17 protein-coding genes, 4 tRNA genes and 2 pseudogenes are annotated in these 26,329 nt (G+C 41.7%); 11 read left to right on the forward strand and 12 right to left on the reverse strand.

The features are described from left to right. Positions 1–442: 442 nt before the first annotated feature. Positions 443–1,633 (forward strand): winged helix-turn-helix domain-containing protein, encoded by a 1,191-nt coding sequence (locus FSB76_RS23855; RefSeq protein ID WP_147057863.1) that lies wholly within the window; start codon positions 443–445, stop codon positions 1,631–1,633. A gap of 35 nt (positions 1,634–1,668) precedes the next feature. Here FSB76_RS23855 and FSB76_RS23860 read toward each other — a convergent pair whose 3' ends face one another. The 3 genes and pseudogenes from FSB76_RS23860 to FSB76_RS23870 all read right to left on the reverse strand — a co-directional run bounded on the left by FSB76_RS23860 (position 1,669) and on the right by FSB76_RS23870 (position 6,619). Further along, positions 1,669–2,166, reverse strand: coding sequence for a DUF4304 domain-containing protein (locus tag FSB76_RS23860; protein WP_147057865.1), 498 nt, complete (start codon positions 2,164–2,166; stop codon positions 1,669–1,671). Between the two features lie 91 nt (positions 2,167–2,257). Continuing rightward, positions 2,258–3,454, reverse strand: a pseudogene (gene sucC / locus FSB76_RS23865) (ADP-forming succinate--CoA ligase subunit beta); the annotation flags it as partial. 60 nt (positions 3,455–3,514) lie between these two features. Next, complete coding sequence (locus FSB76_RS23870) at positions 3,515–6,619, reverse strand: sensor histidine kinase (RefSeq protein WP_147057869.1); 3,105 nt, start codon at positions 6,617–6,619, stop codon at positions 3,515–3,517. 180 nt (positions 6,620–6,799) lie between these two features. On the opposite strand from FSB76_RS23870, the gene FSB76_RS23875 reads away from it, so the two are divergent. The 4 genes from FSB76_RS23875 to FSB76_RS23890 are packed head-to-tail and all read left to right on the forward strand — an operon-like array spanning position 6,800 to position 9,943. Continuing rightward, a complete protein-coding gene (locus tag FSB76_RS23875; RefSeq protein WP_147057871.1) occupies positions 6,800–7,453 on the forward strand; it encodes an ABC transporter ATP-binding protein in 654 nt (217 codons plus the stop codon). 14 nt (positions 7,454–7,467) lie between these two features. Continuing rightward, positions 7,468–7,776 carry a hypothetical protein gene (locus FSB76_RS23880; RefSeq protein WP_147057873.1) on the forward strand — a complete coding sequence of 103 codons (309 nt, stop codon included), beginning with the start codon at positions 7,468–7,470 and terminating at the stop codon, positions 7,774–7,776. After that, entirely contained in the window at positions 7,766–8,374 is a 609-nt protein-coding gene (locus tag FSB76_RS23885; protein WP_147057875.1) for an HAD family hydrolase, read from the forward strand. Before FSB76_RS23880 ends, FSB76_RS23885 begins: the two co-directional genes overlap by 11 nt. 54 nt (positions 8,375–8,428) lie before the next feature. Beyond that, positions 8,429–9,943 (forward strand): S41 family peptidase, encoded by a 1,515-nt coding sequence (locus FSB76_RS23890; RefSeq protein WP_147057877.1) that lies wholly within the window; start codon positions 8,429–8,431, stop codon positions 9,941–9,943. Positions 9,944–10,113: 170 nt separating this feature from the next. Here the strand turns inward: FSB76_RS23890 and smc are convergent, their stop codons facing one another. Further along, positions 10,114–13,653 carry a chromosome segregation protein SMC gene (smc, locus tag FSB76_RS23895; RefSeq protein ID WP_147057879.1) on the reverse strand — a complete coding sequence of 1,180 codons (3,540 nt, stop codon included), beginning with the start codon at positions 13,651–13,653 and terminating at the stop codon, positions 10,114–10,116. A 322-nt stretch (positions 13,654–13,975) separates the two neighbouring features. On the opposite strand from smc, the gene FSB76_RS23900 reads away from it, so the two are divergent. Then, a complete protein-coding gene (locus FSB76_RS23900) occupies positions 13,976–14,341 on the forward strand; it encodes a nuclear transport factor 2 family protein (protein ID WP_147057882.1) in 366 nt (121 codons plus the stop codon). A 51-nt stretch (positions 14,342–14,392) separates the two neighbouring features. On the opposite strand, the gene FSB76_RS23905 is transcribed toward FSB76_RS23900, so the two are convergent. The 4 genes from FSB76_RS23905 to FSB76_RS23920 form a co-directional block, all read right to left on the reverse strand. Continuing rightward, positions 14,393–14,683, reverse strand: coding sequence for a hypothetical protein (locus FSB76_RS23905; protein WP_147057884.1), 291 nt, complete (start codon positions 14,681–14,683; stop codon positions 14,393–14,395). A 62-nt stretch (positions 14,684–14,745) separates the two neighbouring features. After that, positions 14,746–15,681: an alpha/beta hydrolase gene (locus FSB76_RS23910; RefSeq protein WP_147057886.1), complete on the reverse strand. Its 936-nt coding sequence runs from the start codon at positions 15,679–15,681 to the stop codon at positions 14,746–14,748. 106 nt (positions 15,682–15,787) lie between these two features. Continuing rightward, a tRNA-Leu gene (locus tag FSB76_RS23915) sits at positions 15,788–15,871 on the reverse strand. Between the two features lie 156 nt (positions 15,872–16,027). After that, positions 16,028–16,111: transfer RNA gene (locus FSB76_RS23920), tRNA-Leu, on the reverse strand. Between the two features lie 116 nt (positions 16,112–16,227). Between FSB76_RS23920 and FSB76_RS23925 the strand changes: the two genes are divergently transcribed. From FSB76_RS23925 to FSB76_RS23935, 3 genes are all read left to right on the forward strand, one after another. Then, entirely contained in the window at positions 16,228–17,235 is a 1,008-nt protein-coding gene (locus FSB76_RS23925) for a WD40/YVTN/BNR-like repeat-containing protein (RefSeq protein ID WP_147057888.1), read from the forward strand. Between the two features lie 133 nt (positions 17,236–17,368). Further along, a tRNA-Lys gene (locus FSB76_RS23930) sits at positions 17,369–17,441 on the forward strand. A gap of 95 nt (positions 17,442–17,536) precedes the next feature. Next, positions 17,537–17,609 (forward strand) — tRNA-Lys (locus FSB76_RS23935). Positions 17,610–18,351: 742 nt separating this feature from the next. Here the strand turns inward: FSB76_RS23935 and FSB76_RS32530 are convergent. The 4 genes and pseudogenes from FSB76_RS32530 to FSB76_RS23955 form a co-directional block, all read right to left on the reverse strand. After that, a pseudogene (locus FSB76_RS32530) lies at positions 18,352–19,131 on the reverse strand (recombinase family protein); the annotation flags it as partial. A gap of 338 nt (positions 19,132–19,469) precedes the next feature. Then, a complete protein-coding gene (locus FSB76_RS23945; RefSeq protein ID WP_147057890.1) occupies positions 19,470–19,649 on the reverse strand; it encodes a phosphoribosyltransferase domain-containing protein in 180 nt (59 codons plus the stop codon). A gap of 218 nt (positions 19,650–19,867) precedes the next feature. Beyond that, positions 19,868–20,710 (reverse strand): RteC domain-containing protein, encoded by an 843-nt coding sequence (locus tag FSB76_RS23950; RefSeq protein ID WP_147057892.1) that lies wholly within the window; start codon positions 20,708–20,710, stop codon positions 19,868–19,870. A 651-nt stretch (positions 20,711–21,361) separates the two neighbouring features. After that, the gene (locus FSB76_RS23955) at positions 21,362–22,549 is read right to left on the reverse strand and encodes a hypothetical protein (RefSeq protein WP_147057894.1); all 1,188 of its coding nucleotides are present in this window, start codon (positions 22,547–22,549) and stop codon (positions 21,362–21,364) included. 243 nt (positions 22,550–22,792) lie between these two features. Between FSB76_RS23955 and FSB76_RS23960 the strand changes: the two genes are divergently transcribed. Both FSB76_RS23960 and FSB76_RS23965 read left to right on the forward strand, forming a co-directional pair. Continuing rightward, complete coding sequence (locus tag FSB76_RS23960) at positions 22,793–23,368, forward strand: Crp/Fnr family transcriptional regulator (protein ID WP_147057896.1); 576 nt, start codon at positions 22,793–22,795, stop codon at positions 23,366–23,368. 346 nt (positions 23,369–23,714) lie between these two features. Further along, entirely contained in the window at positions 23,715–26,327 is a 2,613-nt protein-coding gene (locus FSB76_RS23965) for a lanthionine synthetase LanC family protein (protein ID WP_147057898.1), read from the forward strand. The last annotated feature ends 2 nt before the right edge of the window (positions 26,328–26,329 follow it).

Here is a 26,329-nt window from a genome sequence, read left to right on the forward strand (position 1 = left end):
AACGAGTGCTTCTTATTGTGATTGTTTTAGTTCTTAAGTATGCAAAATCCTGTAATCTGAAAAATCTGCTCAATCCAAGCTCAGACAAAATTCCCCCGCGATAGGGATGGAAACGCCTGCCTGTCGGCAGACAGGGATACCGGCCAGGCGCCTAATGCCTTGTGCGCGTATGAGTGCACAGCCCGGGCCGCAGGCATCGCTATGAAGGAGAATCAAGAATTAAGAGTCAAGACCGGATGGCTAATACTTCGGCAACTCTGTTTACGCGAAACATCATTTTCAATGTTAACCATGATTTAAATATAAATTACTGATTATAAGGTATTTGATATGTTTTTTAATTAAAATATGTTAAGTTATGTTAACCATGTTTTGGTGTATTTGCGCCGCAACAATTCGCGTAAAGCCGTCCCATTTACAAAATATTTCCTTATTTTGAATTATGGAACCACTAACCCTCACCAAACCCCAGGCCCGCAAAATTATCCTGTATGCCGCTGGCCTGGCCCGGCAGGCGCAATTTGGGACGGGGATTGAGGCAGTTTACCGGCTGATAGATCACCTGGGTTTTGTGCAGCTGGATACCAATTACGTGGTTGAAAGGGCGCACCACCACGTGATGGCCGCGCGGGTGCCTGACTATGAGCCGGAATGGCTGGGCGAGCTAACCGCCGATGGCCGGATTTTTGAATATTTTACTTCCGACGCGGGTTATATCCCGATGGGGGATTTCCGCTTTTCGCTGCCCGTTAAAGAAGGTTTTTCGGTAAACCGGAAGCCTGTAAGCCCGGCCGAGACCCGCCTCATGAAACAGGTACTCGACAGAGTAGAACGCGAAGGCCCCCTGATGGTTGGCGATTTTGAAAACGACCGCCTGGAAGCCAGCTCGGGCTGGTGGGACTGGCGACCGGCCAAAGTGGCGCTTGAAAGGTTGTACCTGGATGGCAAACTGACCATTACCCGCACAAAGGCTTTCCATAAGGTATATGATGTGCCGATGAATCTAATCCCTGCGGATACGGACTTAACCATGCCCTCGGCAGAAGAGTTCGCCCGCTTCGTGATCATGCGTACGCTGGGTGCATTGGGGATAGCCTACGTTAAAGAAATGGCCTGGCGCGCCCGTTATGTAAAGGGCAACCTGGTAAAAAAAGAACTGGAGAAAATGGTAGCCACCGGCGAAGTACGCATGGTACAGGTAGAAGGGCTGAAAAGCGCGCCGCTTTATATGCTGCCCCATCAGCAAACCGAAGTTGAACTGGCGGGTGATGTGTTTATCCTTTCGCCCTTTGATATCCTGAATGTTTTCAGGCACCGGCTGAAGGACTTTTTCGATTTTGACTACCAGATTGAATGTTTTGTGCCTGCACCCAAGCGCAAGTACGGCTATTTTTCGTTACCGATACTGGTAGGCGACACCTTTGTAGCCCGCATGGATGCCAAAGCCGACAGGAAACAAAAGGTACTGCTTGTACACAACCTGCACTTTGAGGATGTGGAGCTTGACGAAGCAATGATTGGGAAGATAATAGTGGCACTGAAGGCCTTCGTTCAATTTAACAAATGCCGGGATATTGTTTTCAAAAGATGTAACAGGGAGGATTATATGGAGGTGATTGGAGGGGCGTTTTGATGCAAAGGGATCATGCAAATTTTAGATTTGAAAATTTAACGTAGCCCTAAGTCTGTAATTTGTTGCCTTAAACTTTCGCCCCAAAATGGAATAGTTTGGTAGTAGTTTATGCAGTCTTCTAACGTATTAAGGTCATCCAGTGTCGGCAAAATGTTTTGTTCAAAGTCTATCTGAAACTCATTTATGAACTTTGCCAAGTCAGAACCTGTTTTAATGATGTATCCCGTTTTGTTATGATAATCGTGTACGCAACGGTTAATAGGTAAATACCCATTTTGCCTCATTAAGATATTGAGATCATGGTATGACGGTTTGGAATTATCCTTTGTAGTGGCTTTAAGCGCTAAACCTATGTTAAAGAAAAAATTAACCTCCTCTTTGGAGTTCCACGAAAAATTTTGAAGATTGATAACTATATGAAAGTCTTCACGACTTTTCCACCATGTTTGGCTGTTGGTTAAATAGCCGAACTGTCTTAGCGTCGGTTTTAAATAGGCTTTAATAAAATCAGTTTGTTTTTCCTTCGCATCCATTTGGTTAGTTTTAAGGTTGGGATATGCGATTAGTTTTAAACCCCAAAAGGGGCACAGGGCCCCTCTTTCAATATATTATATATCAGCTTAATTACAAAGCCAATACTTCTTTAACTCTTTCAGCAGCTTCTTTTAATAAGATAGCCGAGTAAACCTGTAAACCTGAATTATCAATCAGTGCTTTTGCTTCGGCAGCGTTGGTGCCTTGCAGACGCACAATGATAGGTACAGGGATGTTGCCAATTTCTTTGTAGGCATCAATAACACCCTGTGCAACACGGTCGCAACGAACGATACCACCAAAAATGTTGATGAGGATGGCTTTAACGTTTGGATCGCTCAGGATGATGTTGAAACCAGCTTTTACGGTTTCGGCATTGGCAGTACCACCAACGTCAAGGAAGTTGGCAGGTTCGCCGCCGGCAATTTTAATAATATCCATGGTGGCCATAGCTAAGCCGGCGCCATTAACCATACAGCCTACGTTACCGTCAAGCTTTACATAATTAAGGTTTGATTTGCTGGCTTCCACTTCAGTAGGGTCTTCCTCGTCGGTATCGCGCATGGCGGCATAATCCGGGTGGCGGTACAGTGCGTTGTCATCCAGGTTAACCTTGGCGTCAACAGCTAAAATTTTGTTATCAGATGTTTTTAAAACCGGGTTAATTTCAAACTGCGATGAATCGGTAGCATCGTAAGCTTTGTACAGGGCCGCGATAAATTTGGTCATGTCCTTAAAGGCCTCGCCTGATAAGCCTAAGTTGAAAGCGATTTTGCGGGTTTGGAAAGCCTGCAAGCCAACTTTAGGATCAATTTCTTCTTTAAATATCAGTTCTGGGGTTGAGTGTGCAACTTCCTCGATATCCATACCGCCTTCGGTGCTGTACATGATAATGTTACGGCCCTTAGCCCTGTCAAGCAGTACGCTCATATAAAACTCTTTAGTTTCGCTTTCGCCGGGGTAGTAAACATCCTGGGCTACTAAAACTTTTTTTACTTTTTTACCCTCGGGGCCGGTTTGTGGGGTAACCAGCTGCATGCCAATAATATTGCCTGCAATTTCTTTAACCTGGTCGTGGTTTTTGGCCAGCTTTACGCCACCGCCTTTACCACGGCCACCGGCATGGATCTGAGCTTTTATAACCACCCAGCTTGATCCCAGGTCTTCTTTCAATTTTTGGGCAGCTGCAACAGCCTCTTCGGGTGTGTCAGCAACAATGCCTTCCTGTACTCGTACGCCAAAGCTTTTCAATATCGCTTTGCCCTGATATTCGTGGATATTCATGTTTTTTGAAGAATTTGCGGTAAATCTACAATTTTTGTTTAAAGTAGGGGAGGATTGTAGCGTTTATTTGACAGTACTTATTTTATCATGACTTTTGAGCCAGAAAGAAATTTTACTGCCTTTGCCCAATTCGCTTTGGATGGTTAATTTACCCCCATTTTTTTCGATAAAATCCTGGCAAAGCGAAAGCCCCAGCCCCGAGCCTTTTTCGCCCGAGGTACCATCTTTATGAAAGTTTTCTTTGCGGAATATTTTGGCAATATCCTCGGCAGACATGCCGCCCCCGGTATCTTCTACATACACTTCAACAAAGCCGGGTTTGGTGCTGTATCCCAGGGTTATTTTGCCGTCAACTGCGGTAAACTTAGTAGCATTGCCAAGCAGGTTGCGCAGTACCAGTTTTATCATGTCCCTATCGCCGTAAACAGCAATGCTTTTGTTAATGTTGTTAACCAGCTCAATGTGTTTATTGTCGGTATTCAGTTTAAACAAGTGATAGTTTTCGTCGGCAATTTCCATTACGTCAAATAAAACCGGGTTTACCTGGATGCCGTCCATCTGGCTTTTTGCCCAGTAGAGCAGGTTATCGGTAAGGCTAAATGCCGAGCCAATATTTTCGTCGAGATGGGGAATAAGCTCCTCTAATTCTGCAAGCGAGATCGAACCCGATTTTACCAGGTCGAGGGTTTGTTTGAGCTGGCCGATTGGGCCTCTTAAATCGTGCGATATGATGCTGAAAAGTTTGTCTTTGGTTAGGTTTGACTCTTGCAGTGCCTTGCTTTGGGCCAATATCTCGTCGTTTTTGTCGCTCAACTCCCTGGTTTTTTCTTTCACCTTTTGCTCAAGCACCAATTTTTGCCTGTTGATGCGGCCGTTATTTAATATACCAAACAGGTAAAACAACAGGGCGGCTGTAAATGCGTAAAGCAAATACGCCCACCATGTTTTAAACCAGGGCGCGTTAACATGAAACGAATAGGAGTCTGTGCGGCTTATTTGCCCGTAAATGTTTTTGGCCCGCACAAAAAAGGTGTAATCGCCATCGGCAAGGTTGGTAAATGAAACTTCGCGGTCATGACTCCAGCCCGACCATTTGTCTTCAAACCCGTTTAATTGGTATTGATATAGAATTTTATCGGCATCTTCAAAAAACGGGCTTGTGAAAACAAATTTCAACCTGTTTTTTGAAAACGGAATATCGTTTTGCGGTAACCCGGCCCCGGTGGCAAAAATGGTTGAATCTGCCGCCTTAACAGTTTTGATGTATACCGGCAAGGCTTTATTGTAATAAGTTGGCTGATTGGGACTGTAATTTACAACCCGCTTTAAATTACCAATCCATACCTGGTTGGCGCCGGCTGCCAGCACCGGTGCGTCTACATCAACCGGCAACAGGCCATGTGTAGCCAACGCGATTTTTTTAAACGGTGTAAACAGCAGCCTGAATGCGCCATTGGGCTGCTTAATAAAAGCTCCTGCATTTTGCTCTTTTTTTGATGGTGCGCCCCAAAAGTAAATATCGCCTTTGGCAGTTTGTGTAGCTGTATAAATGCAAACGCCCTGGCTTACCTTACCAAGTACGGCATCGGGCTCAAACCTGTTTTTTGTTTTGTTGTAGCTATAAAAACCATTTGTGGTGGTGGCTATAATGCGGCCGTTTAAGCGGTAAATGCGATTATTAAGTGTTGATGGTAATCCGTTTTGGGTATCATAAAAGGCCGTACTGATTACCGAATCCATCTGCGTATTTAGCCGGAGCTTATAGATTCCTTTATTGTAGTGGCTTATCCATACATTACCTTCATCGTCTTGTTGTATATAGCGGGTTTCCTGTTCAAAGCCCCTGATCTTTTTTTCGTGCCAGGTGTTGCCTTCTTTTGATAAAAGCCAGATGCCCGTATTGTAGGTGCCCATAATCATACAATCGGGCCTGTTTTTTACCTCGCCGAGGGTTTGGATAAACCAATGATGGATGAGCGGAATAGCTTTTTTGCCCTGTATTTCGAAAACCCCGTTACGATGTGCTAAATATAGTTTGTTGCCGAAATTAAACATATTCCAGTTTTCGGTTTCGGTGCCCGGGATGGCAGAAAAAGTTGAATTGTTATTTTTATAATAAAGCGCTTTATCGGTACCCACATATAAATCGTTGCCTTTTTTACCAAGGGATAATATGGTACCATCAAGGCCATTATTATTGTCATATATAGATAGCGGCGAACTTGAAATCAGCTGCGTAATATAGGTATCGGCACCAAGCCAAATGTTTTGGGCCTTATCCAGGAAACAAAACCCGGTGTTGAGGTTAAGCCCCAGCATATCTTTTGAGTTGAAGTTTACCGTTTCGCCAGCCTTGTTTAAAAGATAAACGCCTTCTTCGGCAACAATGGCTATTTTTCCCATGTCCAGGTAAATCAGGCTTCGTACCGGATTGTTTTTGGTGCTGGTAACCGGATTTTTGGTAAGGAGCACTATTTTTTTACTGCTATCGGCTTCAAGCGGGTTTAACGACCATATCCGGTTGTTATCGTCGAGCAAAAGGTATTTGCCGTTTTCGTAATCGGCAATTCGTTTTAAATGTAGGCCGGCTATTTGTTTGGCAAAACCGGCATCGGCAAACTGGCCGTTTTTATAAACCAGCAAACCAGCGCTGCTTAGCGAAAACAATTGTTTTTTTAATCTAAAAAGCCAGTTATCGGCAATGTTGAGTATTTTAAGCCTGCCTTTGCTATACCTGAAAATGTTTTTATTGTTGTTGAAAAACACCTCGTCGTTAAAAACTATTGTCTGGCGTATATCATTCAGGTTTTTATAAGTTTTGGGAAGCAGGGGCAATAAAGTATGATACTTATAATTAGCTGCGCTATCTTTCCTGAAATAACCAAGCTCGTTGTAGGAGCCCACAAAAATCTCGTTTTTTGAATCAAGGCCCAGTGAAAACACGTAATTTTGATTGGCAATGGGCATTAAATCCCAGATGAGTCCATCATATTTAACAACGCCATCGTTATTGGCAATATACAGCACCCCCTGGTTGTCCTGTGCCATGGTCCAGCTTTGTATGCCGGCGCCGTAAACGTTCATTGGGTATTTTTCAACAAATAGCTGCTGGGCATTTAAAAGCGGTACATTGAAAAGTATAATGCAGCAAACTATCAGAACGCGCATATTTTATATTTAGATGATAGCAATAAGATTATTACTCCTTAAGGTTTTAACTCACGGCTTTTTATACGGATTTTGGTATATTTTGTTGTACTATTTTTACGTCATCGCCTTTAATTTTATCAGCAAGCCTGCGGGTTACAGGCGGCGCAATAAAATCAATCAAAATAGTAACTTTACACCATGCTTAAAGCTAAATCCATCTACAAATCATACGGGCAGTTACAGATATTGAAAGGTGTTGACCTGGAGGTTAAACGTGGCGAAATTGTAACCATTGTTGGCGCATCGGGCGCCGGCAAAAGCAGTTTGCTTAATATTTTGGGCACGTTAGACAGGCCCGATTCGGGTCAGTTATATATTAATGATATTGAGTTAAGCCAGCTTAATAATAAAAACCTGAGCGATTTCAGGAACCGTAAAATAGGCTTTATCTTCCAGTTTCATCATTTACTGGCCGAGTTTACCGCCCTGGAAAATGTGTGCATCCCGGCGTTTATAGCAGGCGTGTCAAAATCGGAGGCCGAAAAAAGGGCTAAAGAGCTGCTGAATTTGCTGGGGCTGGGCGATAGGGTGAGCCATAAACCCAACCAGCTTTCGGGCGGCGAACAGCAAAGGGTAGCCGTTGCACGGGCCCTTATCAATAATCCCGCGTTAATATTTGCCGACGAGCCGTCGGGCAACCTCGATTCGGTAAATGCGCTGGAATTGCATGAACTTTTCATTAAGTTGCGTAAGGATTTTAATCAAACCTTTGTAATTGTTACTCATAATGAGGATCTTGCCAACTTGTCTGACCGTACGGTTATTATGAAAGACGGTTTAATTGTACAATAAGCTTAGCTATTAAATTGAAGATACTGATAACAGCAGCAAACGCTGCACCGGCTTACAAGCAGAAAAATAAACTAAACGGTGCCGACATAATCATGGGCGATTACATGGACCTGCCGGATTTTATGCTGAAGCCCGGCCAGCTTATTAGGCTACCGAACCCTGCATCGCCAAGTTATACGCATGAAATGCTGGCTTTATGCCTCGACTTAGGTGTAAGCAAGGTTTACCTCTTCCGTGAACAGGAAACCGAACTGTTAAAACAATCGGAAGTATTATTTAACGAATATAATATAACAATCATTGCCGGCAACGATGACCTATAAAGATATTGATAAACGCAAAACCGCGTTTGTACTGGAGCTGGACGATGTATTATACCCGGCAAAAGATTATATATACCAGGTTTACTACCTGTTTGCAAACATGCTGGAGTATGTTGAACTGGTTGATGCCAAACAAGTAATTAGCTTGATGACAGATACCTATGTTGCCGAAGGGCCGGAGTTTGTATTTGATAAGCTTAAAGATGAGTTTCCTGTTGCAGCACAATACAAGGATAAATTTTACGGTCTTTTTGATACAGCCAAGCTGCCGTTGAAATTGCTTTTATATCAAAATATGCTTACCTTACTGCAGGAAGTGGTTGTTGACCGTAAAAAGCTATTTATTGTAACCAACGGGAAAGTTGTTCAACAGGTAAATAAGATAAAACAGGTAGAGTGGCATAAGCTTGAACCGTATCTTACCTGCTACCTGGCCGATGAAACTGCTCCAAAGCCCGAGCCAGATGTAATACACCTGTTAATGCAGGAGCATAACCTGCAACGTAGGGACATTTTGATGATAGGCAATTCGGAGGTAGATAGTTTATGTGCTGAAACCGTTGGAATTGACTACATCAGCGTCGGTAAATTTTTGTAACGTCTGTTGTAACATACTTATTTTTATTTCGTTAACACATTATACTCGTTGTACATGAAAAAAATACTTTACTTAACTATAATTTTGGCAGCCGGTTTATCCGCCTGCTCAAAAAAGAAAAATACCACCACAGATGATGGTATATTAACTGCCCCAACTAAAACAGGTACTACGCTCGATTTGATAAAAGATTCGGTTTATCTGTATGCCAAGGAAACTTATTTATGGTACGATGCCATACCCGATTACAAAACATTTCAACCGCGCGGCATCACGGCATCTACTGATGCAGCAGCACTTACCAAAGAGGTTGACCAGATATCGCAATACAAAATAAACCCTGCCACGGGCCAGCCTTATGAGTATTATGCAGCAGATCCGGGCTCGGCTAAATATTCATTTATCGATGACGGTTCGGTATCAACCGAGTTGGGTGGTACCAATGGCGACTTTGGTTTTTCGGTTTTATACCAGGAAACTACCGATTTGCGCATCAAATACGTATATCCCGGTTCGCCGGCCGATAATGCGGGGCTGAAAAGAGGTTACCAGGTAACCAAAATAAACGGCCGTACCAGCCTGGATTATGATAACGGAACAAACGTTCAGTTTGTAGTAAATGCTGTTTTTGGGACCGACCCGCTTACCATGACCGTGAAAAAGCCCGATGGCACATCTGCAGATGTTTCATTGGCCGTGGCAACTTATACCACAAACCCGGTTTTAACCTATAAAGTATTTACCGAAGGAACAAAAAAAGTGGGATACGTGGTGTTTAATACTTTTACTTCGCCAACCAATGCCAGCCCGCAACTATTAAAAGCGTTTAAGGCTTTTACCGATGCCGGTGTTACCGAGTTGGTTGTTGATTTGCGTTACAACGGCGGCGGCTATGTATCAACCGCCGAATATTTAGACAACCTGATTGTGCCAACTGCTAAAAACGGATCGAAAATGTATACTTATTACTATAACGATAAGCTACAAGCCGATAACCACCCCTTGTTGAGCGCGGTATATAATATTCAAAAAGGCGACTTTTTACCTGCAAACAACACCGTAAATTTTGCTAAAAACGGCACGTTAAATATCAGCAGGGTGTTTTTTATTGTAACAGGTTCAACAGCCTCGGCCAGCGAATTAACTATCAATAACCTGCGCCCCGAAATGGATGTACAATTTATTGGCCGTACAAGCTATGGTAAACCGGTGGGCTTTTTTGCTATAGATATTAATAAATACCAGTTATATGTGCCGCAGTTTGAAACCAAAAACTCGGCCGGCGTAGGCGGTTATTATGCAGGTATGAATCCCGGTACCACCGATTACCCAGGTAAAAATGATTATGACGATGTTACCAAGGATTTTGGCGATAGTACAGAAGTGTTATTGCAACACGCCTTAAACTTTATTAAAACCGGTACCTACGCCGTATCCGGACCAAGAGTTCAAAGCCTGGGCAAATCACAAACCATGACAGCCGACCAGGTGAACACCATGACCCTTAAATTAGACGAACGTAAGTTTAGAGGAATGGTAGGAGGTAAAAAAGACCTTCGCCATAAATAAGCGGAAAACATGAATCACATATAAAGGGGCAATGGGTTTTATCCTTTGCCCCTTTTTAATTCGGCAGGAGCGTAATATATAACCCAAAACCAATAGTATTGTTTCGTGCGAAGACCCAAAATGATTAACTTATTTTTTCGTAGTCCCTCAGCTACTTCGCATGAACATATCTAATCTGCCAGTTCACGCAAATCAACAGCTACTACTCGGGAGATCCCCTGCTCAACCATGGTTACGCCATAAATAACATCGGTGCTGGCAATGGTGCGTTTATTGTGCGATACAATGATGAATTGCGAATCTTTTGAAAAAGTGCGAATGATGTTATTGAATTTATCAATATTGGTATCATCCAGCGGGGCGTCAACCTCATCAAAAATACAAAAGGGGGCTGGTTTTAACAGGTAAAGGGAAAAGAGTATGGCTGTGGCCGTGAGCGTTTTTTCGCCACCCGATAATTGGTTGATAGACAGCGGGCGTTTGCCTTTCGGCTTCGCGATAATGTCAATGTCCGATTCCAGCGGGTGACTTGGATCGGTCAGGATCAAATCGCATGAATCTTCATCATTAAATAGCGAGCGGAACACTTTGATGAAGTTTTCGCGCACCATAACAAAGGCATGCATAAATTTTTCTTTGGCGGTATCATCAATTTCCTGGATGGTGGCCAGCAGCGATGCCTTAGCCTCGCTCAAATCTTTCTTTTGGGCCTGGATGAAGGTGTAACGCTCGTTCATCTCATTATAGGCCTCAACCGCCATCGGATTAATGGCGCCGAAATCGTCAAGTTGTTTTTTTAGCTTTTCGGCCTTTTCGCGTAGTTCCTGTTCGCTTTCTGCAGGTACTTCCGTTTCGGGCAGGTCTTCAATATCTATGTTAAACTCAACAGAGAGGCGTTCTTTAAGCGCGTTGAGTTCAAGCTTGAGGTTATTGCGCTCATCACGAAGTTCATTTTCAATCACCTCGTGGTTATCCTTTTTACGGCGAAGGGCGGTTATCTCGTTTTCGTTTTCGGTGATGATGCCACGCCATTGATAGTATTCCTGCTCGGCCTGTTGGGTAGCTTTTTCAAGGTTTTCCTTCTGCTCGTACATCTCCAGCAGGTCATCGTCGGAGTTGTCAGATTGTTTCAGGTTATCCTGTATGGCAATTTTTACCTTTTCCAGTTCGGCGCTGTTTTGTTTAATGCGGGCTTCCAGGTTTTCCTGTTGATTATCGCGGTATTCCAAATCTTTTACCAGGCCCGATACCTTGTTCTGCTGCTGATGGAAACGGATATTCTCCTGGTTAAAGGCGTTTGATTGTACCGATACATATTCGTTCAGCTCGTTAAATTCCGCCTGTTTGTCAACCAGCAATTCGCTTTGAATTTGCTTCTGGGCTTTCAAATCGGCCAGCTGCGGGTGCAGCACCTCCATTTCGGTTTTAATACCTTCAATTTTGCGGGCTATATCATCCTTACGATTAAGGCTGTTTTCAATAAAAGTCTGGTATTGTTCCTGTCGGGTTTTTACGGTGATCAATTCGGTATTCAGCCGGTTAATGATCATCTGCTGCTCATTAATCTCGGTGCTTTTGGTTGATGATCTTAATGCAGATAGCTTACTCTGCAACTCGTCGGATTTATTTTTCTGTGTGTTAACCAGGTTTTCGATACCCTTAATCTCTTTAGCCAGGTTTTCCAGGTTTTTGGCCCGGCCAATCCTTTTTCCCTCAAACAAACCTACCGATCCGCCGGCCATGGTATGCCTTGATTTGTTGAATTTACCACTTTTACCTATCAGCACAACGCCATCGGGCAGGGAGGCGTTGTTAATTTGCTGGTCTTTATCGTCATCAACCAGGTATACATCTTTCAGCAGATGGTTGCACAGGTTAAGGTACCGTTTATCAACCTCAATAACTTTAAGGGCCGATACCGCCCCCGCGTTTTCAAAAGCAGGGTTGGTTGGGTTTATGTCGCTATAATTTTCAAGGATAAAAAAATGCGCACGGCCACGCGACGAATTGCTCAATAACTGAATGGCATTTATAGCTTCGTCATAATTTTCAACCACATAGTAGTTCATCAGCGGCTCCAGGTAGTTTTCAATAGCTACCCGGTATTCCTCTTTACAAAACAGTACATCGCTAAACAGGGGGGCATTTTTGGCCCAGTCGGTATTTTTCTTTAAAAAGCGGATAGACTCGGGAAAACCTTCCAGGTTATCAACCATGCTTTTGGTAAGGTTGTATTCGTTTTGTTTGGCATCCAGCTTGCGGCTTTCTTTAATGATGGTATCTTTTACCAAACTTAATTCGCTGTCTGTTTCGGCTATTTGTTCCTTTAATTTATTTTCAAAATCGAGAGACTGCTGGTAATCAAAATCCAAAGTTTCCTTACGGTTTTGCAGTTCGGCAACTACCTGGTTAAAGTGCGAAAGTTCTACCTCCTTATTGGTGGTGTCTTCCATGTTACGCTGGCTTTCCTGCTCCAGCGCTTGTTGCTGAATTTGCAGAATATCGATATCCTTTTCGGCCTTATAGGCCTGGTTTTGCAGGCGGGTATTGATACCGGTTATTTCGGTAAGTTCGTTTCGGGCCGATGTTTGCTGCAGGCGCAACTCGTCAACGGCTTCTTTCAAATCCGCCAAACGGGTTTTAATGGTTTGCAAGGTTTCATCCTCCAGCGCCTTTTCTTCCGACAGGCGTTTGATGTTGTAAAAAACGTGGTTTAACTGGTTTTTGTCTTTGTCAAGCTCTTCTGTCAACCGCGCTTCCTTGTCCTGCTGAAATTTTAGCTGCTCGTTCTTAATCTTTTTCTCGCTTTCGTAAGCGCGAATCTTCGATACAAACTCGTTGGTGGTTTTTTGTTGTACCGATAGGTTTTTCTCTTTGGTTATGCTATCCAGCTTTTGCTGCTGCAGGGCAGCCTCTAAAGTATCTATCTGGGCAACAATGCCGCCTTTATCTGCTTTTTGCTTTTGTTCCTGGTCCTGGATTTTTGCCAACGATTCGCTGAAGGATACTATCCTGAACGAAGCCAGCATAATGCTCAATGATTTATATTGATCCTTAATGCGGTAATAGCGTTCGGTTTTTTTGGCCTGGTTCTCCAGTGTTTTCAGGTTCTTTTCAATCTCGAAAAGCAGGTCTTCCACACGTTCCAAATCGGCCTCGGTATCTTTTAGCTTATTAAAAGTTTGTTTTTTGCGCAGTTTGTATTTGGATATGCCCGATGCTTCCTCGAATAAATTACGGCGGGAGCCTTCTTTGTTGGTAATGATCTCGTCAATCATCCGCAGTTCGATGATGGAGTAGGAATCAGACCCGATACCAGTATCCAGGAAAAGGTCGGTAATATCTTTTAAACGGCACTGCACATCATTCAGCCGGTACTCGCTTTCGCCGGTGCGGTAAAGCTTGCGGGTAAGGGTAACCTGCGAATAATCAGTAGGCAGTACGTTTTTGGTGTTATCAAAAGTAAGGGAAACTTCGGCAAGGTTGGCAGCTTTACGGCTTTTGGTTCCGTTAAATATCACGTTGTCCATCTTCTCAGATCGGAGCATCTTGGTGCTTTGTTCGCCCAGTACCCAGCGGATAGAGTCGACAACGTTTGATTTACCGCAGCCGTTGGGGCCTACTATAGCAGTTACACCCTCATTAAAATTAATGGTGATCTTATCTCCAAAACTCTTAAAGCCCTTGATTTCTAAGCGGGTAAGCTGCATTTAATTTGTTGTATCCCTTGCAAAAATTTAACCTTCAAAGTAATCATAAAAAATTGAGTTTATTAAACTTTTTTTGGGAAAGGGGGAGGAGGTAAAAGATTAAAGGTTAAGGGTGAAAGGTTGGTGTGTTTTGTTTCGTTTTTTGGCGGCTTGAATCCTAAGTATTGAATGCCGTATCAGATAGTACAAAGTCGACTAAAGACTTAGAACTTAAGACTATTGACTTGAATAAAGCTTAACCTAAACTTAAAACAAATAATGCCTTGATATTTTATGATACTGATTAACTTTATATAAGCAATAACCAATAAAAACAATTGAGATGAATACACAGGAAGTAGCCAACAAGTTAGTTGAGTTTTGCCGCGAAGGCAAAAATTTAGATGCGATAGATGAACTTTATGCTGATGATGTAGTAAGCCATGAACCCAAAGGTTCGCATATGGAACTGTCGGAGGGCAAGGAAGCCGCGATAGCCAAAAACCAGCAGTGGTATGATATGGTTGAAGAGGTGCATAGCGGCCAGGTATCTGACCCGATTGTAAGCGGTAACTTTTTTTCGGTTACCATGGATATGGATGTAACCTATAAAGGCCAGGGGCGCAGCATGATGAGCGAAGTTTGTGTTTACGAAGTTAAAGAAGGCAAAATTGTAACCGAAACATTTTTTTATAGCCTGCCCCAATAAACCTAAATATAAAAGCCCTCCGGATGCACTATCGGGAGGGCTTTTTTTTAATTATGGACGCGGCGGCAAAGGCGGACGCGGCGGTGTTGGCAAATGTAACGGATTTGGCGGAGCCGGCGGGCGTGGCGGCAGCCTTAAATGCAACCTGCGATGCCTGCGTACGCGGCGGTGATGCCTCCTGAACGGATTTGGTGGTGCAGGCGGCCTGGGCGGTGGTGGCGGAAGCCTGACCTGTAAAACAGATGTTGCTTCAACAACCGGTAGGGCTTCGGCAGTGGCGTCAAAAGCCTCAAAGCTCATGAGCGCTATGGTTGCAATTGTGATGATTTTTGTGACTTTCATGTACTTGTAATTAATTGGATCAAAGCAAATTCAGCATTATAACTACAAAAAACAACAATTGTTTACTCCGGTTTCTTAAATAATATTTCGTAGTAAAAATCGGCTGCAAATTGTGCTGCCTCAAGCCACCTTTTTTGCGTGGGCTTACCGGCATCAAACAAAGGGTTGAAATGCCGTTGCAACTCGTGGCCAAAACCTTCAAATACTTTTATGTTGTTTTTTATATGCAGGTCATCTGCCTTATGATGGATAGTGATACTGCCATACATGCCGGTATCTACGTGCATGGGGTTTAAAATACGGTCGTGCGATCCATAGGCGCTTACAATAGGTATCCGGGCATTTTTTAACCAGCGGATGTCAAGAATGCCTCCCCAAAAGTTAATGATGCCGGCAATTTTGGCTTTGTCGTCGGGTTTAAGTAAGGCTGTCGAGTCAACTACGCCTGTACGTCTTGATAGTTCGGCATTGCTGCTATAAGCGGCTTGCAAGGCTATAATGCCGCCCGCCGAATTACCGGCAAGAATTATTTTGTTGGTGTCGATATGGTATTCGGCATGGTGCTGTTTAAAATAGGCTATGGCCGTTTTTACATCCTGCACAGCGTAATAACAACTTTTTTGCAACTCGTCAAAATGAAATACCGGGTTGTTTTTGCTTAGCCGGTAGTTAATGGCCGCGCATACATAACCACGTTGGGCAAAATCAGTACTCCATATTTTGATGCCTTTGGCTGTTTTCGAGCCGTATTTAAAGCCACCCCCGTGCATCCAGATAATCAAAGGCCTGGCGTTTGAATGGTCGCCTTTGGGCTGATATAGATCAAACAGGTATGAATTAGCGTCGGCAGGCTTTGAACCGGGATTATAAGTTAAGTTTTCCGTTACGTCTATATTCGGAAAAACATGATCTTTATATTGATGGATAGGCTGGTTTTGCGCCGGCAGGTTGCAGGCGGCAGCTATAGTTATGAAAATAGATAGGGTATACTTATACATCTGCTTGTTTAACGTATATACGTTACAACCAATATCGTCAGATGTTTGCAAGCATGCTTGTTATAACCTGGGGTTGTGAAGGAAATGATTTTGAATTTTTGCGAAGTGCCCAGAACGAGATTCGAACTCGTACATCCTTACGAATGCCACCCCCTCAAGATGGTGCGTCTACCAATTTCGCCACCTGGGCTTTATAGATTTGAGATGTCAGATTTGAGATATGAGACCGGAAAATAATCACACATCCGATTCAATTCTGACACTCGATGACCAGATGTTGGATTTGAGACGAGACGTGAAATTTTCTCAAATCTCACATCTCAATTCTCATATCTTAAAAAAGGCGTGCCCGAAGAGAGACTCGAACTCTCAAGAGACAATTCTCAACGGCTTCTGAGACCGCAACGTTTACCAATTTCGCCATCCGGGCCTGTTGTTTTATTAACAAGCGTGCAAATATAAACGTTTCCGTCAAAAAGCATTATAATAAATAAAAAAATTGGCGGGCAGTTGTTACTTGCCCGCTTTAGGCTTAATTTAGGCTTCATGAAACGTTTTTACCAGTTAATAATTACAGTTTTACTACTTACTCCATTTATTTCGACAGCGCAAACCATCACCATTTTACAACAGGATAAGCCAACCAGCATTCGAGGTTTATCGGTTGTTGATGATAAAATCGCCTGGATAAGCGGCAGCAAAGGCCACATAGCCATTACTACCGATGGCGGCACAACCTGGGCCTGGCAACAGGTTGCCGGCTATGAAAAAGCCGATTTTAGGGATATTGAAGCATTTAATGATAAAGAGGCCGTAATCATGAGCTCGGGCACTCCGGCACTGGTGTTAAAAACTACCGATGGCGGTAAAACCTGGCAGGAAAAATGCCGCAAAACCGATAGCATATACTTTTTTGATGCCATGGATTTTGCCGATGCCAAACACGGCTATATTTTAGGCGACCCTATAAAAAATAAATTCCTGCTGATGGAAACCAAAGATGGCGGCGAAACCTGGGCCGAAATGCAAAACACGCCCGATGCCTTACCCGGCGAGGCTGCCTTTGCGGCAAGCGGTACCTGTTTAAGGGTTAATAAAGATTTGGGCGTGGTTATAGCAAGCGGTGGCATGGCTGCACGTTTTTTGCAATTGTGTAATTGCGATAAGCCACAATGGCAAACAAAAAGTTTACCGCTGGCACAAAATGCAAGCAGTAAAGGCTCTTTTTCGATATCTGACGATCTGCTGGTGGCAGTAGGTGGCAACTATTCAAAAGATAAAGCCACGGATTCTGTAATTTGTAAGTACGACAAAAAAAGCAACGTATATAAGGTTTTGCCTGCAGGTGCTACCGGGTTTCAGTCATGCGTTGAGCGCATACAGGGACGGACATATTTATCCACCGGGACATCTGGCACCAGCTTGTCGGCAGCGTACGGTGAGTCCTGGAAAAAAATCGACAGCACCAGCTTTAATGTTTGCCGGAGGGCTAAACACGGAAAGTTGGTTTTACTGGCCGGCGACAGGGGTAAAATAGCGGTATTTAAAATGTAGTTTATTGGCAATTAATAGCTTAACAAATACTTTACAATTAATTACAATTAGCACTTGCATCGTATTATTAATCGCCCTATATTTGCACCACTTTAAACGGAAACGGTAGCAGTATCGGAAAAGTTAAAAGTTTGATTCCGTAGCTCAGCTGGTAGAGCATAACACTTTTAATGTTGGGGTCCTGGGTTCGAATCCCAGCGGGATCACGAAAAGCCTTTGAAAGAAGGCTTTTCTTATTTAAAACCATAATGAATCGCTTTAAGCCGAAACGGTAGCAGTACCGAAAAAGTTGAAAAGTAATGATTCCGTAGCTCAGCTGGTAGAGCATAACACTTTTAATGTTGGGGTCCTGGGTTCGAATCCCAGCGGGATCACCCAGTTGGACTGCAACGAGAAATCGTTCGCAGTCCAACTTTTTTTTGCCTCTAACTTATTGTTAATCAACCATATAAGTTTGAATGGGTCACTCATCTCTGCGGTTCGAAAACGTATTTCTTCAAAAGTGAATTTTTCGGGGTATATCGAACCAATTATTTTTCTTTGGTCGTAACTCTCTGATTTGCTGTAAATTCTATCAAGAAGGCATATTTTGTCTAATGCCTCATCCAATAACCTTTCTACTTCTGAAAGCTTCATAAAACCCGATTTTAGGTCTTCCAACTGACTTTCTAAAGCTCGCATCTTATACTCCGCTTCTGATTTGATAGCCTTAAAATCAACCGCATCAATGTCCCCGTTCAACAACAATTCACGCGCTTTACTTATACGACTATCCAAAGAAGTGATCTGATCAATAAGTTGCTTTCGGTTGGATTTCGTAGCCCCATCACTTTCGGAATAAACATCCATTATTACCTGCTTAAAAAGTTCTGAAGTCTTGGGATTTAAAACGAATTCCTCAAGCTGCTGGTTAAAAAAAGTGTTAGCTTGTTCGGCTTTAATGCGGTAGCCACAAGCTGAGGTACAATGGTAATAATGATAATAGGCAGTCCGGCCTTTAGATGCACTGCCTGTCAATGCTTTTCTGCATTTTGGGCAACTAATAAAGCCCTTTAATGCCAGCATATCAATCGTAATAATTCTTGCCTTTACGGCGCGTTTACGGCCATGTATTACATCCTGTACTGCCCAAAACAAACTCTCCGGGATCAATGGTTCATGCAGTCCATCGACTGTATAACTATCTTCGTCTTTCAGTTTTGGGATGGTTATCTTTCCAATATAAACTTGGTTTTGAATAGTGTTCCAGAAGTTACTCCGGTTGCAATTTAAACCCTGCCTTTTTGCTTGACGCCATACATCCACAATCGTTGTATGCCCAAGACTAATCTCATTAAATGCCCATTTGACGATAGATGCCTGCGGTTCCTTTGGTAAGATCATTTTTTTTCCGCCCTCTAATGTTTTGTTAACATAGCCAACGGGTGCGGTGGCCATATAGCGCCCCTCTTTCCTTGCCCTGCGCATACCATAAAAAACATTCAGCGCCCGGCGGTCATTTTCTATCTCAGGTGCGGTAAGGTATATGGCCAGCATCATTTTGTTTTCAGGCACGGACATATCCAGCGGCTGTTCTATAGCTTGCGGCTCGACACCCAAGCCCTTTAGCGTGGCTATCATTTGGTAAGCATCAGGTGCGTTACGACTGAACCTATCCCATTTTGTAAACAGAATTAAATCGGATTTATTTTTATGCTGACGGAGATAGGAAAGTAATTTTGCCCATTCCGGTCTTACAAAGGTTTTTGCAGAGTGGTCTTCAAAGATCACCTTGCGGACAGTGATTTTTTGAAGCTCGCAATATTTAATTAATACTTCTTCCTGGCTGCGTTGCGAATAACCCTTATCGGCTTGCTCATCTGTACTTACCCTGATATAAAGATCTGCGATTTTCATAGTTTAAAGTTCTGATTTACAATCAATTTAGCAAAAAAATACATCATTTCCAAGACTTTTTCCGCTTCTTTTTCATCAACTTCGATGTTGTTTTTCTTTAAAATTTTGACTGCCATTTCCGGGTTGATTTTTCTCTTTTGGGACATAATAAATATAAAAAGACCATAAAAAACAATGATGGTCTTTTCTTTATAATGTCATGGGTGCCTTTAAGGGTGGGCCCCTCTAATTATGGTTATTGAGATATTAGTTTCTCTATTTATAAAATCCTCATCCACCAATTTCTCAGACCGTATGTTTCCATATTCAACGGCTGGTTCATTAAGCAACGCCTGCGGTTACTCCAGCTGGCGAAGGTATTCCTGTTGTTTGGCCGTAAGCGTCCAGGCAAGTGAAAAAACGGTAATGTCGGCATTGGGATAAACCTTCAAAATGGCTTCAATAATGGCACATGTTGTTGAACCTGTAGTAACTACATCGTTAATGATTATCAACTTACGGGTATTAAGGTCGAACATATCCGAGATTAAAGTCGATGATACGCTGCTGACCCTGATCCTTGAATTCGTTTTTGGAAAGGTAATAACATAAATGCAGGAAATCAAAGGACCGCGTATGGTCATATCTCAGTTTTCGGGGCATTAATTTCATGCCGGATCGGCTTTATATGCGGCATAAAATTAAGTAATAAAACTCATTGAAATAAAAAAAGCCAGGTTTTCCGGCTTTCCTTTTCTCACGCATACTCATCATCCAACCGCTTTAATATTGCGGCCTTCATTTGGTCAATATATTTAACCTGGCTCACCCGCTTCCTGCTGGAGATCGATTGCCACCTTCTGAATGGCCGCCCAATGCTTACCTGAAAGGTAACTTCCAGGCATCGCACAATTTCAGCAATCCCGGCGTTGCCCTGATTGATCTGACCGGTCAGCCATATACCATAAGCCATTTCCGCCAGGTTAATCGCATCGCCCGTCCACTTTAATGTCACTTTCTTCTTAGTCATGTTGGATAACCTTTCGGTTTCTTCAGGGCTATACAAACGATCCGTTAAAAACTCCTGCACCCACTCATTGGCAATAAACCTTGCAAATACATAATCACCGGCGGTTGAAAATTCGGGATCGAAACTCTGAGCATCAGGAATTAGCGAACTTGGTGGCTGAACATTGCGGACAAATAATAAGGCATCGAGTTCAGCTCCATCAAACAGGTAATATTGATGCATAAATTTATTCTGGTCGTGAAATTTCACGGTATATTTTAGTTCTTGTTCAAAGTAATTTTTAATCACTTCGGCAGTATCAACGGGTTTACCTGTTTCGATGGTAAAAATGTCCAAGGCAAATAATTGCCGCGCAATGAACTGCGGTTTGACATATTTAAAAAATTGGATTTCCTCATCTGTTGAAGAAAAGGGATGTTGGTTCAATAATGTTTTAAGGTCGGCAATTGCCTGCCTGATGCTGTTGAGCTTACCGTTCAGTTTTTGCCCGGCTGGAATTCCCATTTCATCAAATAATTCCAGATCTTCATCAAGTTGTACTAAGCGTGCTTTTGCAGGTTCGATTATCATAGTTTTAAAATTATTTTTGACACCATTTTTAAAATCAGCAGCAAACTTGGTATAAAATAACTTTGATGTAAAGTGGCTAAGATGGCTGGTATTTATGCCATACTCCGTTAATAATAAGCAATTTGAGCATAGTAACCAGGAAAATAGAAGCAACCCTGATTGTCGTTTTTTTTAATTTTTTTTTCGAGTTCTCGCAATTTGCAAGGCATATAAGTATTTTTGAGAATGAGTTAAAGAAGCAATTATTAAAATATAACGACACTATTGACCTTGTTACAGGGAATCGGCTAAATTCATAAAACACACAAGGGTGTAATAGATAGATCGTCCAAGCTTTGCGTGGGCATTGGTTTATCCTGTGTGTAGGTTCTTAGCCGTACCTCCTGTAGCAGATAACTGGTGTTCCACGCTATTTTTTTATGGGGGACAGTAAACATGAAATTCTTGAACAGCCGGTTGTAGACTTGAGTCTAAGCACCGGTTGCAAAACGTACCTGAAAAGTAAAGGTATTTGTAAACTTATAGAGGTGACCAACAAAGGATGGAAAGGTATGCGGGAAACCGATAATTTTGATTATATAATGTTCAATGAGGTAATCAGATTTTTAGATAGTGCGGGGCTAATTCATTTAATGGAAAAGTAATTTCCTGCTAAATAGTAATTTTATAATAAAGGTCAATATGCTGAATCATTTTAGAAAGCCAGTTGCGGATTGATTGAACTGTCCTGTCTGGAAATGGCTTGTTATTAAAATGATTACGCTGACTTTTTAAGGACGGCTTTTCCGAACGATCCGTTTGGATATGATTGGAAACAAATTCATACAGGTAAGATTTAAACTTGGTATTTATAAATCCAACCTCAATAAAAATCCGAAACAGAAACATCAGCTCTGCTAAGGTAACCATGACTTTAAAATAAAATTTTGAGGGTATTTCGGTGTCAGCAGGTTTAAAGCTTTGTAAATAAATTTTTTCCTTTTCCTCCAGATAATTCAGTTCTGCGCTAATGCTTTCAATTACAGAAGTCTTTAAAGATTGCACCTGGGGGTCATAAACATATTTCTCCTCTATTCTAACCTGCTTGAAAACTTTTAACAGGTAAAGTAAATCCTGCTGCTGTTCCTCGAAGCTGGCCTCACTTAGCGTAATCCTTTCAATATATTTTAGAAAATACGCATATACCTGTATGCTGTTAAAATCACGGCGGACAAATAATTTAAATAATTCGAGGTCAATGTCACTTTTTGGTGGATTGTCCATAAAATCCGATATCACCGTGACTGTTTTAATTAAAAAATCCCATTGCCGCCAGGTTTTTATTTTAAACCATTCCGATTTATCTGTAGCCTCATTATAGTTTTTGATTAATTCGATTAATACCGGGTCTGTGTGATGTTCTGTTAAAACCTCAATTAATTGCGACCCCCAAAATTTGTCTTTGTCCCTGTGGCGGGAAATAAACTCTTTGGGCAGTATTGCGCCAAAATCAAAGTAGTCGGGAAAATAATTCCTGATATGTTCCAACAGGTCAAAAATGCTCATCATCACCCATTCAAACGCCGGCACCAATGGAATTCTGATGTCCTCGCCGTTTTCGAACCCGATGATACCGTCTGCCATATAGGTTAACTGCGATTGAAGCCCCGAGACATATTGTGATCTTCCGGGTTCATCGGGTATCTGGTGTAATTCGTCCCCTATTTCCCATCGAACCATTAATAATGCCTGGCTGACGAAATTCTTTAATTCCTCAAATTCAGTTTCCGATAGGTTTTCAAAATTGTAACCTGAATAGGTCTGAATAAATCCTTTTATTTTTGTTAACGAGGCGGCCATAGTATTTATATGTCATGGGTAGGTATCCGTATTATTTAGGGGGTAAAGTGCTGTAAAAAAACAGATGTAAAAGAAACGACAAAAATATTTATAAATTTCCCCAATAAGGGAATATTGTTTTGCTTAATACGCAAATTTGACAAAAATATGCGTTTTGATAAGGAGTGGCAATTTTGTTGCAACCTGTTGCCACTTGACCCCTGCTTGCAGATTATAGTTATTTGCTAAAAAATAATAGTAATAATGATTGATGCCGTTGGATTTATACAGCGCCTAAACCGAACCAAAACACTTTCATTAAAACTCACCAACGTATTAATGGAAGCCTTTAGGACTAACCGGTTTGAAGCACAGGAAACCTTTCTTTCACCAGGTAATTATGCGAGTTCTATTTATTACATAGAAAACGGATTAGTAAGGGGGGCTATCGAGGGGTCTGCCGAAAAAATAACAACATGGTTCAAACAGAACGGGAGTTTAATTATACCACAAGGTCTTATCAATCAGCAGCCAAGCGGAGAATATATTAGCGCAGTAACCAAAACCAGCCTTATTGCGTTGCCTTTTAAAAGCTTAAAAACAATTGGTGAAACCATACCTGAAGTAATGGAATTGCTGGTTTTATTGGTTGCAGAAACCGCTACCGAGGCGCAATACAGGGAAAAGCTGTTAAGGCTTCCGGCGGCTAAGGATCGGTACAATTTCCTTTCCGAAAATGAGGATTTTATTTTAAAGAGGATACCCAATTATCTTGCCGCCTCTTACCTGAATGTTACCAAAGAAACATTCAGCCGTCTGCATAAGGGCTTACCATATTGATATTCCGTAACTTTTTCATCGGTTTACTTCATTGAATTTTATAATGTTCCACGCTTATTTGTTATTGTACCGTAACTTTCATTAAAATAACTTTGTCGAAATTTACTCTATTTTACCGTTGCAAACTACAATTGCCTTATCAATTTCGTGGCCCAAATTTGCAGACTCAGGCATCAGAAATAAAGTATTTAATAATTATTATTTTCCATCTTTTGTTGATATACCTTATCAATTAGCATAATCTACCGTACAAAATTCACAAAAGAAAAATGGTGTTTTTTGTACGTTTCCTCAACAAATCCAAACCTCATTGTACCGTAGCTTTAACTGACAATTAATTAAGTGAATGGAAACATCTGCTATTCCTAGAACTGATCAGGTAAACTCAGGAACGAAAGCGATCACTGGACCCGGTTTGAATATATCCTCAAATTGGGATTATGAAGCGTTTTTTAAAACCGGGGATGTAAAATACCATATTTATAGTCCATACATTATAGTTGAACACGAAAGGCCTTATTATGGATGGGTCTTATACCTTTCAGTTATCAGGCAACAGGCGTTCCCTCTCTTTAACTTGTTAATACCTAAACTCCTGATGGCCGGTGTATCATTTGAGATCCCGGAAAGCGGTGCAGCCCATTCATCGATTTTAGATGGTAGCTTAGGATATGAGCAAATAGGAAAGGTTATTTGTATTTATCCCTATAATGACGAAAATGCCCTGCTCATAGCTAAAGACCTAATCGAATTGACTAGAGATTTTGCCGGGCCTGTGATACCTACAGCTATTCATTTACGCAGTATTGTTTATACCGGAATCAATCATGGCGAAGGATTAAATTTTAGCTGGCCATTCTATTCAATTTCTAAGCCGCTTTATCCGAAAACAAAGAAATGGTTGAAAAAATATTTTATAGTCCAGCAGTTAAAAGGCGATGCAAAAGGCAATGTGTATAAATGCCTGAATGTCACAAGATGGACTAATATTCATTGGTGCGTGATTAAACAGGGCTTGGCATACCAATGTGCCGATGATTTTGGCAGGACTATAAAAGACAGGCTTGAATGGCAATATGACCTTTTAAAATACTATGAGGGTAAAATCCCTTTACCGAAGGCACTCGAATATTTTGAACAGCAAGGTAATGCCTACCTGGTGACCGAATTTATTGAGAGCCTCCATTTATATGATAAAATCCATCAACTTCATCAAGGAACGATGTGGTCAAACATGCCAGTTGAGGCTAAACGTGCATTACTCAAAATTCTGTTAGATGTTGTAGCAATTGTAGATCTGTTTCATGATAAGGGTTTGGTTCATCGCGATATTAGTCCTGGAAATTTTTTAGTCCGTGAAGATGGTACTGTTGTGGCCATAGACATTGAATTGATTTACGATTATCGTTCGAACAGGCCTAAGCCCCCATACACATTGGGTACGCCTGGCTATATATCTCCGCAGCAAATTCAGTTTATGACACCAAATCTGGAAGATGATTATTATGGGCTTGGTGGCTTAATGGTAAAAATCTTTACCGGGATGTCGCCATCAAAATTTCAAGGTAATGATGAGGAATCTATTTTCAAGGCCATGAAATTTTTTACAAGTAATAACGCTATTGCATCTCTGGTCAGCAGCTGCTTGGCCTATGATCCCGCATTAAGACCAAATATCAATTCTATTCGACACACCCTATTAGTTTATGACGCATTACTGCTAACTAATTTAAATGAGCAAGTCGGTGGGCCACAAATAAAAATTCACTCAGAAGAAACGAAGGAAATAAAAGAGGTCATCCAAAAAGGAATAAACGCCTTTGCTCATCCAATAATGATAGATCAGTTTGGACACTGGATTGGTAAAACCGCCATAACAGATGGTTTAATAGCCAACGAATTATACAATTGTGAAACAGCCCAGGACTTTGCTAACGGAACAGCAGGAGTTCTTTATATGCTTGCAAACGCGGAAAAATTGGGATTTGATCTTGGATCATTAAATTCTACGATCACAAGAAATTTGGAACGTTTGAGCTTGAATTCGGATCGGACTGAAAATGATGATACAGGGTTGTTTTATGGGAGCCCAGGCAAATCAGTTGCAATATGTGCCATGGTAAATGCTGGGCTTTTAGAAAAAACCATTCACTTTCATAACCAAATTTATAAAGGGCTTTCTAAACACGATAACGGTGTAAATCTGGCAACAGGCGTGGCTGGCCGCGGCCTTGCGATGTTATATTGTGCATCACGAACCAATCAACGGTTTTACTATCCGGAACTCAATTCAATTGTTTCAAAAATATTAAAAGAACAACAAACAGATGGATCGTGGCTAATTAAACAGGATCATTCCGATTATAAAGGAATTAAGATTTTAGGCTTTTCTTATGGAATTGCTGGAATAGTTTATTTCCTAATGATGCATTATTCAATGCACAATGATTTGAAAGTAAAGCAATCTATTTTGAAGGCATTATTCTGGCTTTTAAAACAGCGTGTTTCCACTGATGTCCACATGGTATGGCCGCTTAATTCAACAAATGGCGTTATAGATCCCTGGTTTGAAAACGGCTTTTCGGGGGTGGCCTTTACTTTTATCAAAGCATACGAGATTTTCAAGAATGAAATGTTTAAGGAGGCCGCTTCAGAGGCTTTAAAAAGTCACCCCCAATTTATTTCCAGCAACTATATCACTATGAATAACGGACTTAGTGGATTAGGTCAGGTTTATATTGAAGCACTTAAAATCTTTGAAGATGATGAATGGAAAGAGCGCGCAAGGTATATCGTTTATTATTTCATGAATTGTTGCAAAACCGACTTGGATAAAATTACATATTGGCACGAAGAAAATTATACCCGGCCCTCCGCTGGTTATCTGAATGGAAATGCGGGTATCATTAATTTCCTCATGCACTACTTATACCCTAATAAAATTGAGCTGCCATTCTAAAA

The organism is Mucilaginibacter ginsenosidivorax, assembly GCF_007971525.1.
In the GTDB taxonomy this organism is placed as follows: Bacteria; Bacteroidota; Bacteroidia; order Sphingobacteriales; family Sphingobacteriaceae; genus Mucilaginibacter; species Mucilaginibacter ginsenosidivorax.

What these genes read in the sequence shown, in the direction of transcription:
- FSB76_RS23870 (WP_147057869.1), bottom strand. Translation starts at nt 6,619, where the DNA reads ATGCGCGTTCTGATAGTTTGCTGCATTATACTTTTCAATGTACCGCTT.
- FSB76_RS23925 (WP_147057888.1), top strand. Translation starts at nt 16,228, where the DNA reads ATGAAACGTTTTTACCAGTTAATAATTACAGTTTTACTACTTACTCCA.
- FSB76_RS23960 (WP_147057896.1), top strand. Translation starts at nt 22,793, where the DNA reads ATGATTGATGCCGTTGGATTTATACAGCGCCTAAACCGAACCAAAACA.
- FSB76_RS23890 (WP_147057877.1), top strand. Translation starts at nt 8,429, where the DNA reads ATGAAAAAAATACTTTACTTAACTATAATTTTGGCAGCCGGTTTATCC.
- FSB76_RS23860 (WP_147057865.1), bottom strand. Translation starts at nt 2,166, where the DNA reads ATGGATGCGAAGGAAAAACAAACTGATTTTATTAAAGCCTATTTAAAA.
- FSB76_RS23910 (WP_147057886.1), bottom strand. Translation starts at nt 15,681, where the DNA reads ATGTATAAGTATACCCTATCTATTTTCATAACTATAGCTGCCGCCTGC.
- smc (WP_147057879.1), bottom strand. Translation starts at nt 13,653, where the DNA reads ATGCAGCTTACCCGCTTAGAAATCAAGGGCTTTAAGAGTTTTGGAGAT.
- FSB76_RS23945 (WP_147057890.1), bottom strand. Translation starts at nt 19,649, where the DNA reads ATGTTCGACCTTAATACCCGTAAGTTGATAATCATTAACGATGTAGTT.
- FSB76_RS23905 (WP_147057884.1), bottom strand. Translation starts at nt 14,683, where the DNA reads ATGAAAGTCACAAAAATCATCACAATTGCAACCATAGCGCTCATGAGC.
- FSB76_RS23875 (WP_147057871.1), top strand. Translation starts at nt 6,800, where the DNA reads ATGCTTAAAGCTAAATCCATCTACAAATCATACGGGCAGTTACAGATA.
- FSB76_RS23950 (WP_147057892.1), bottom strand. Translation starts at nt 20,710, where the DNA reads ATGATAATCGAACCTGCAAAAGCACGCTTAGTACAACTTGATGAAGAT.
- FSB76_RS23855 (WP_147057863.1), top strand. Translation starts at nt 443, where the DNA reads ATGGAACCACTAACCCTCACCAAACCCCAGGCCCGCAAAATTATCCTG.
- FSB76_RS23965 (WP_147057898.1), top strand. Translation starts at nt 23,715, where the DNA reads ATGGAAACATCTGCTATTCCTAGAACTGATCAGGTAAACTCAGGAACG.
- FSB76_RS23900 (WP_147057882.1), top strand. Translation starts at nt 13,976, where the DNA reads ATGAATACACAGGAAGTAGCCAACAAGTTAGTTGAGTTTTGCCGCGAA.
- FSB76_RS23885 (WP_147057875.1), top strand. Translation starts at nt 7,766, where the DNA reads ATGACCTATAAAGATATTGATAAACGCAAAACCGCGTTTGTACTGGAG.
- FSB76_RS23955 (WP_147057894.1), bottom strand. Translation starts at nt 22,549, where the DNA reads ATGGCCGCCTCGTTAACAAAAATAAAAGGATTTATTCAGACCTATTCA.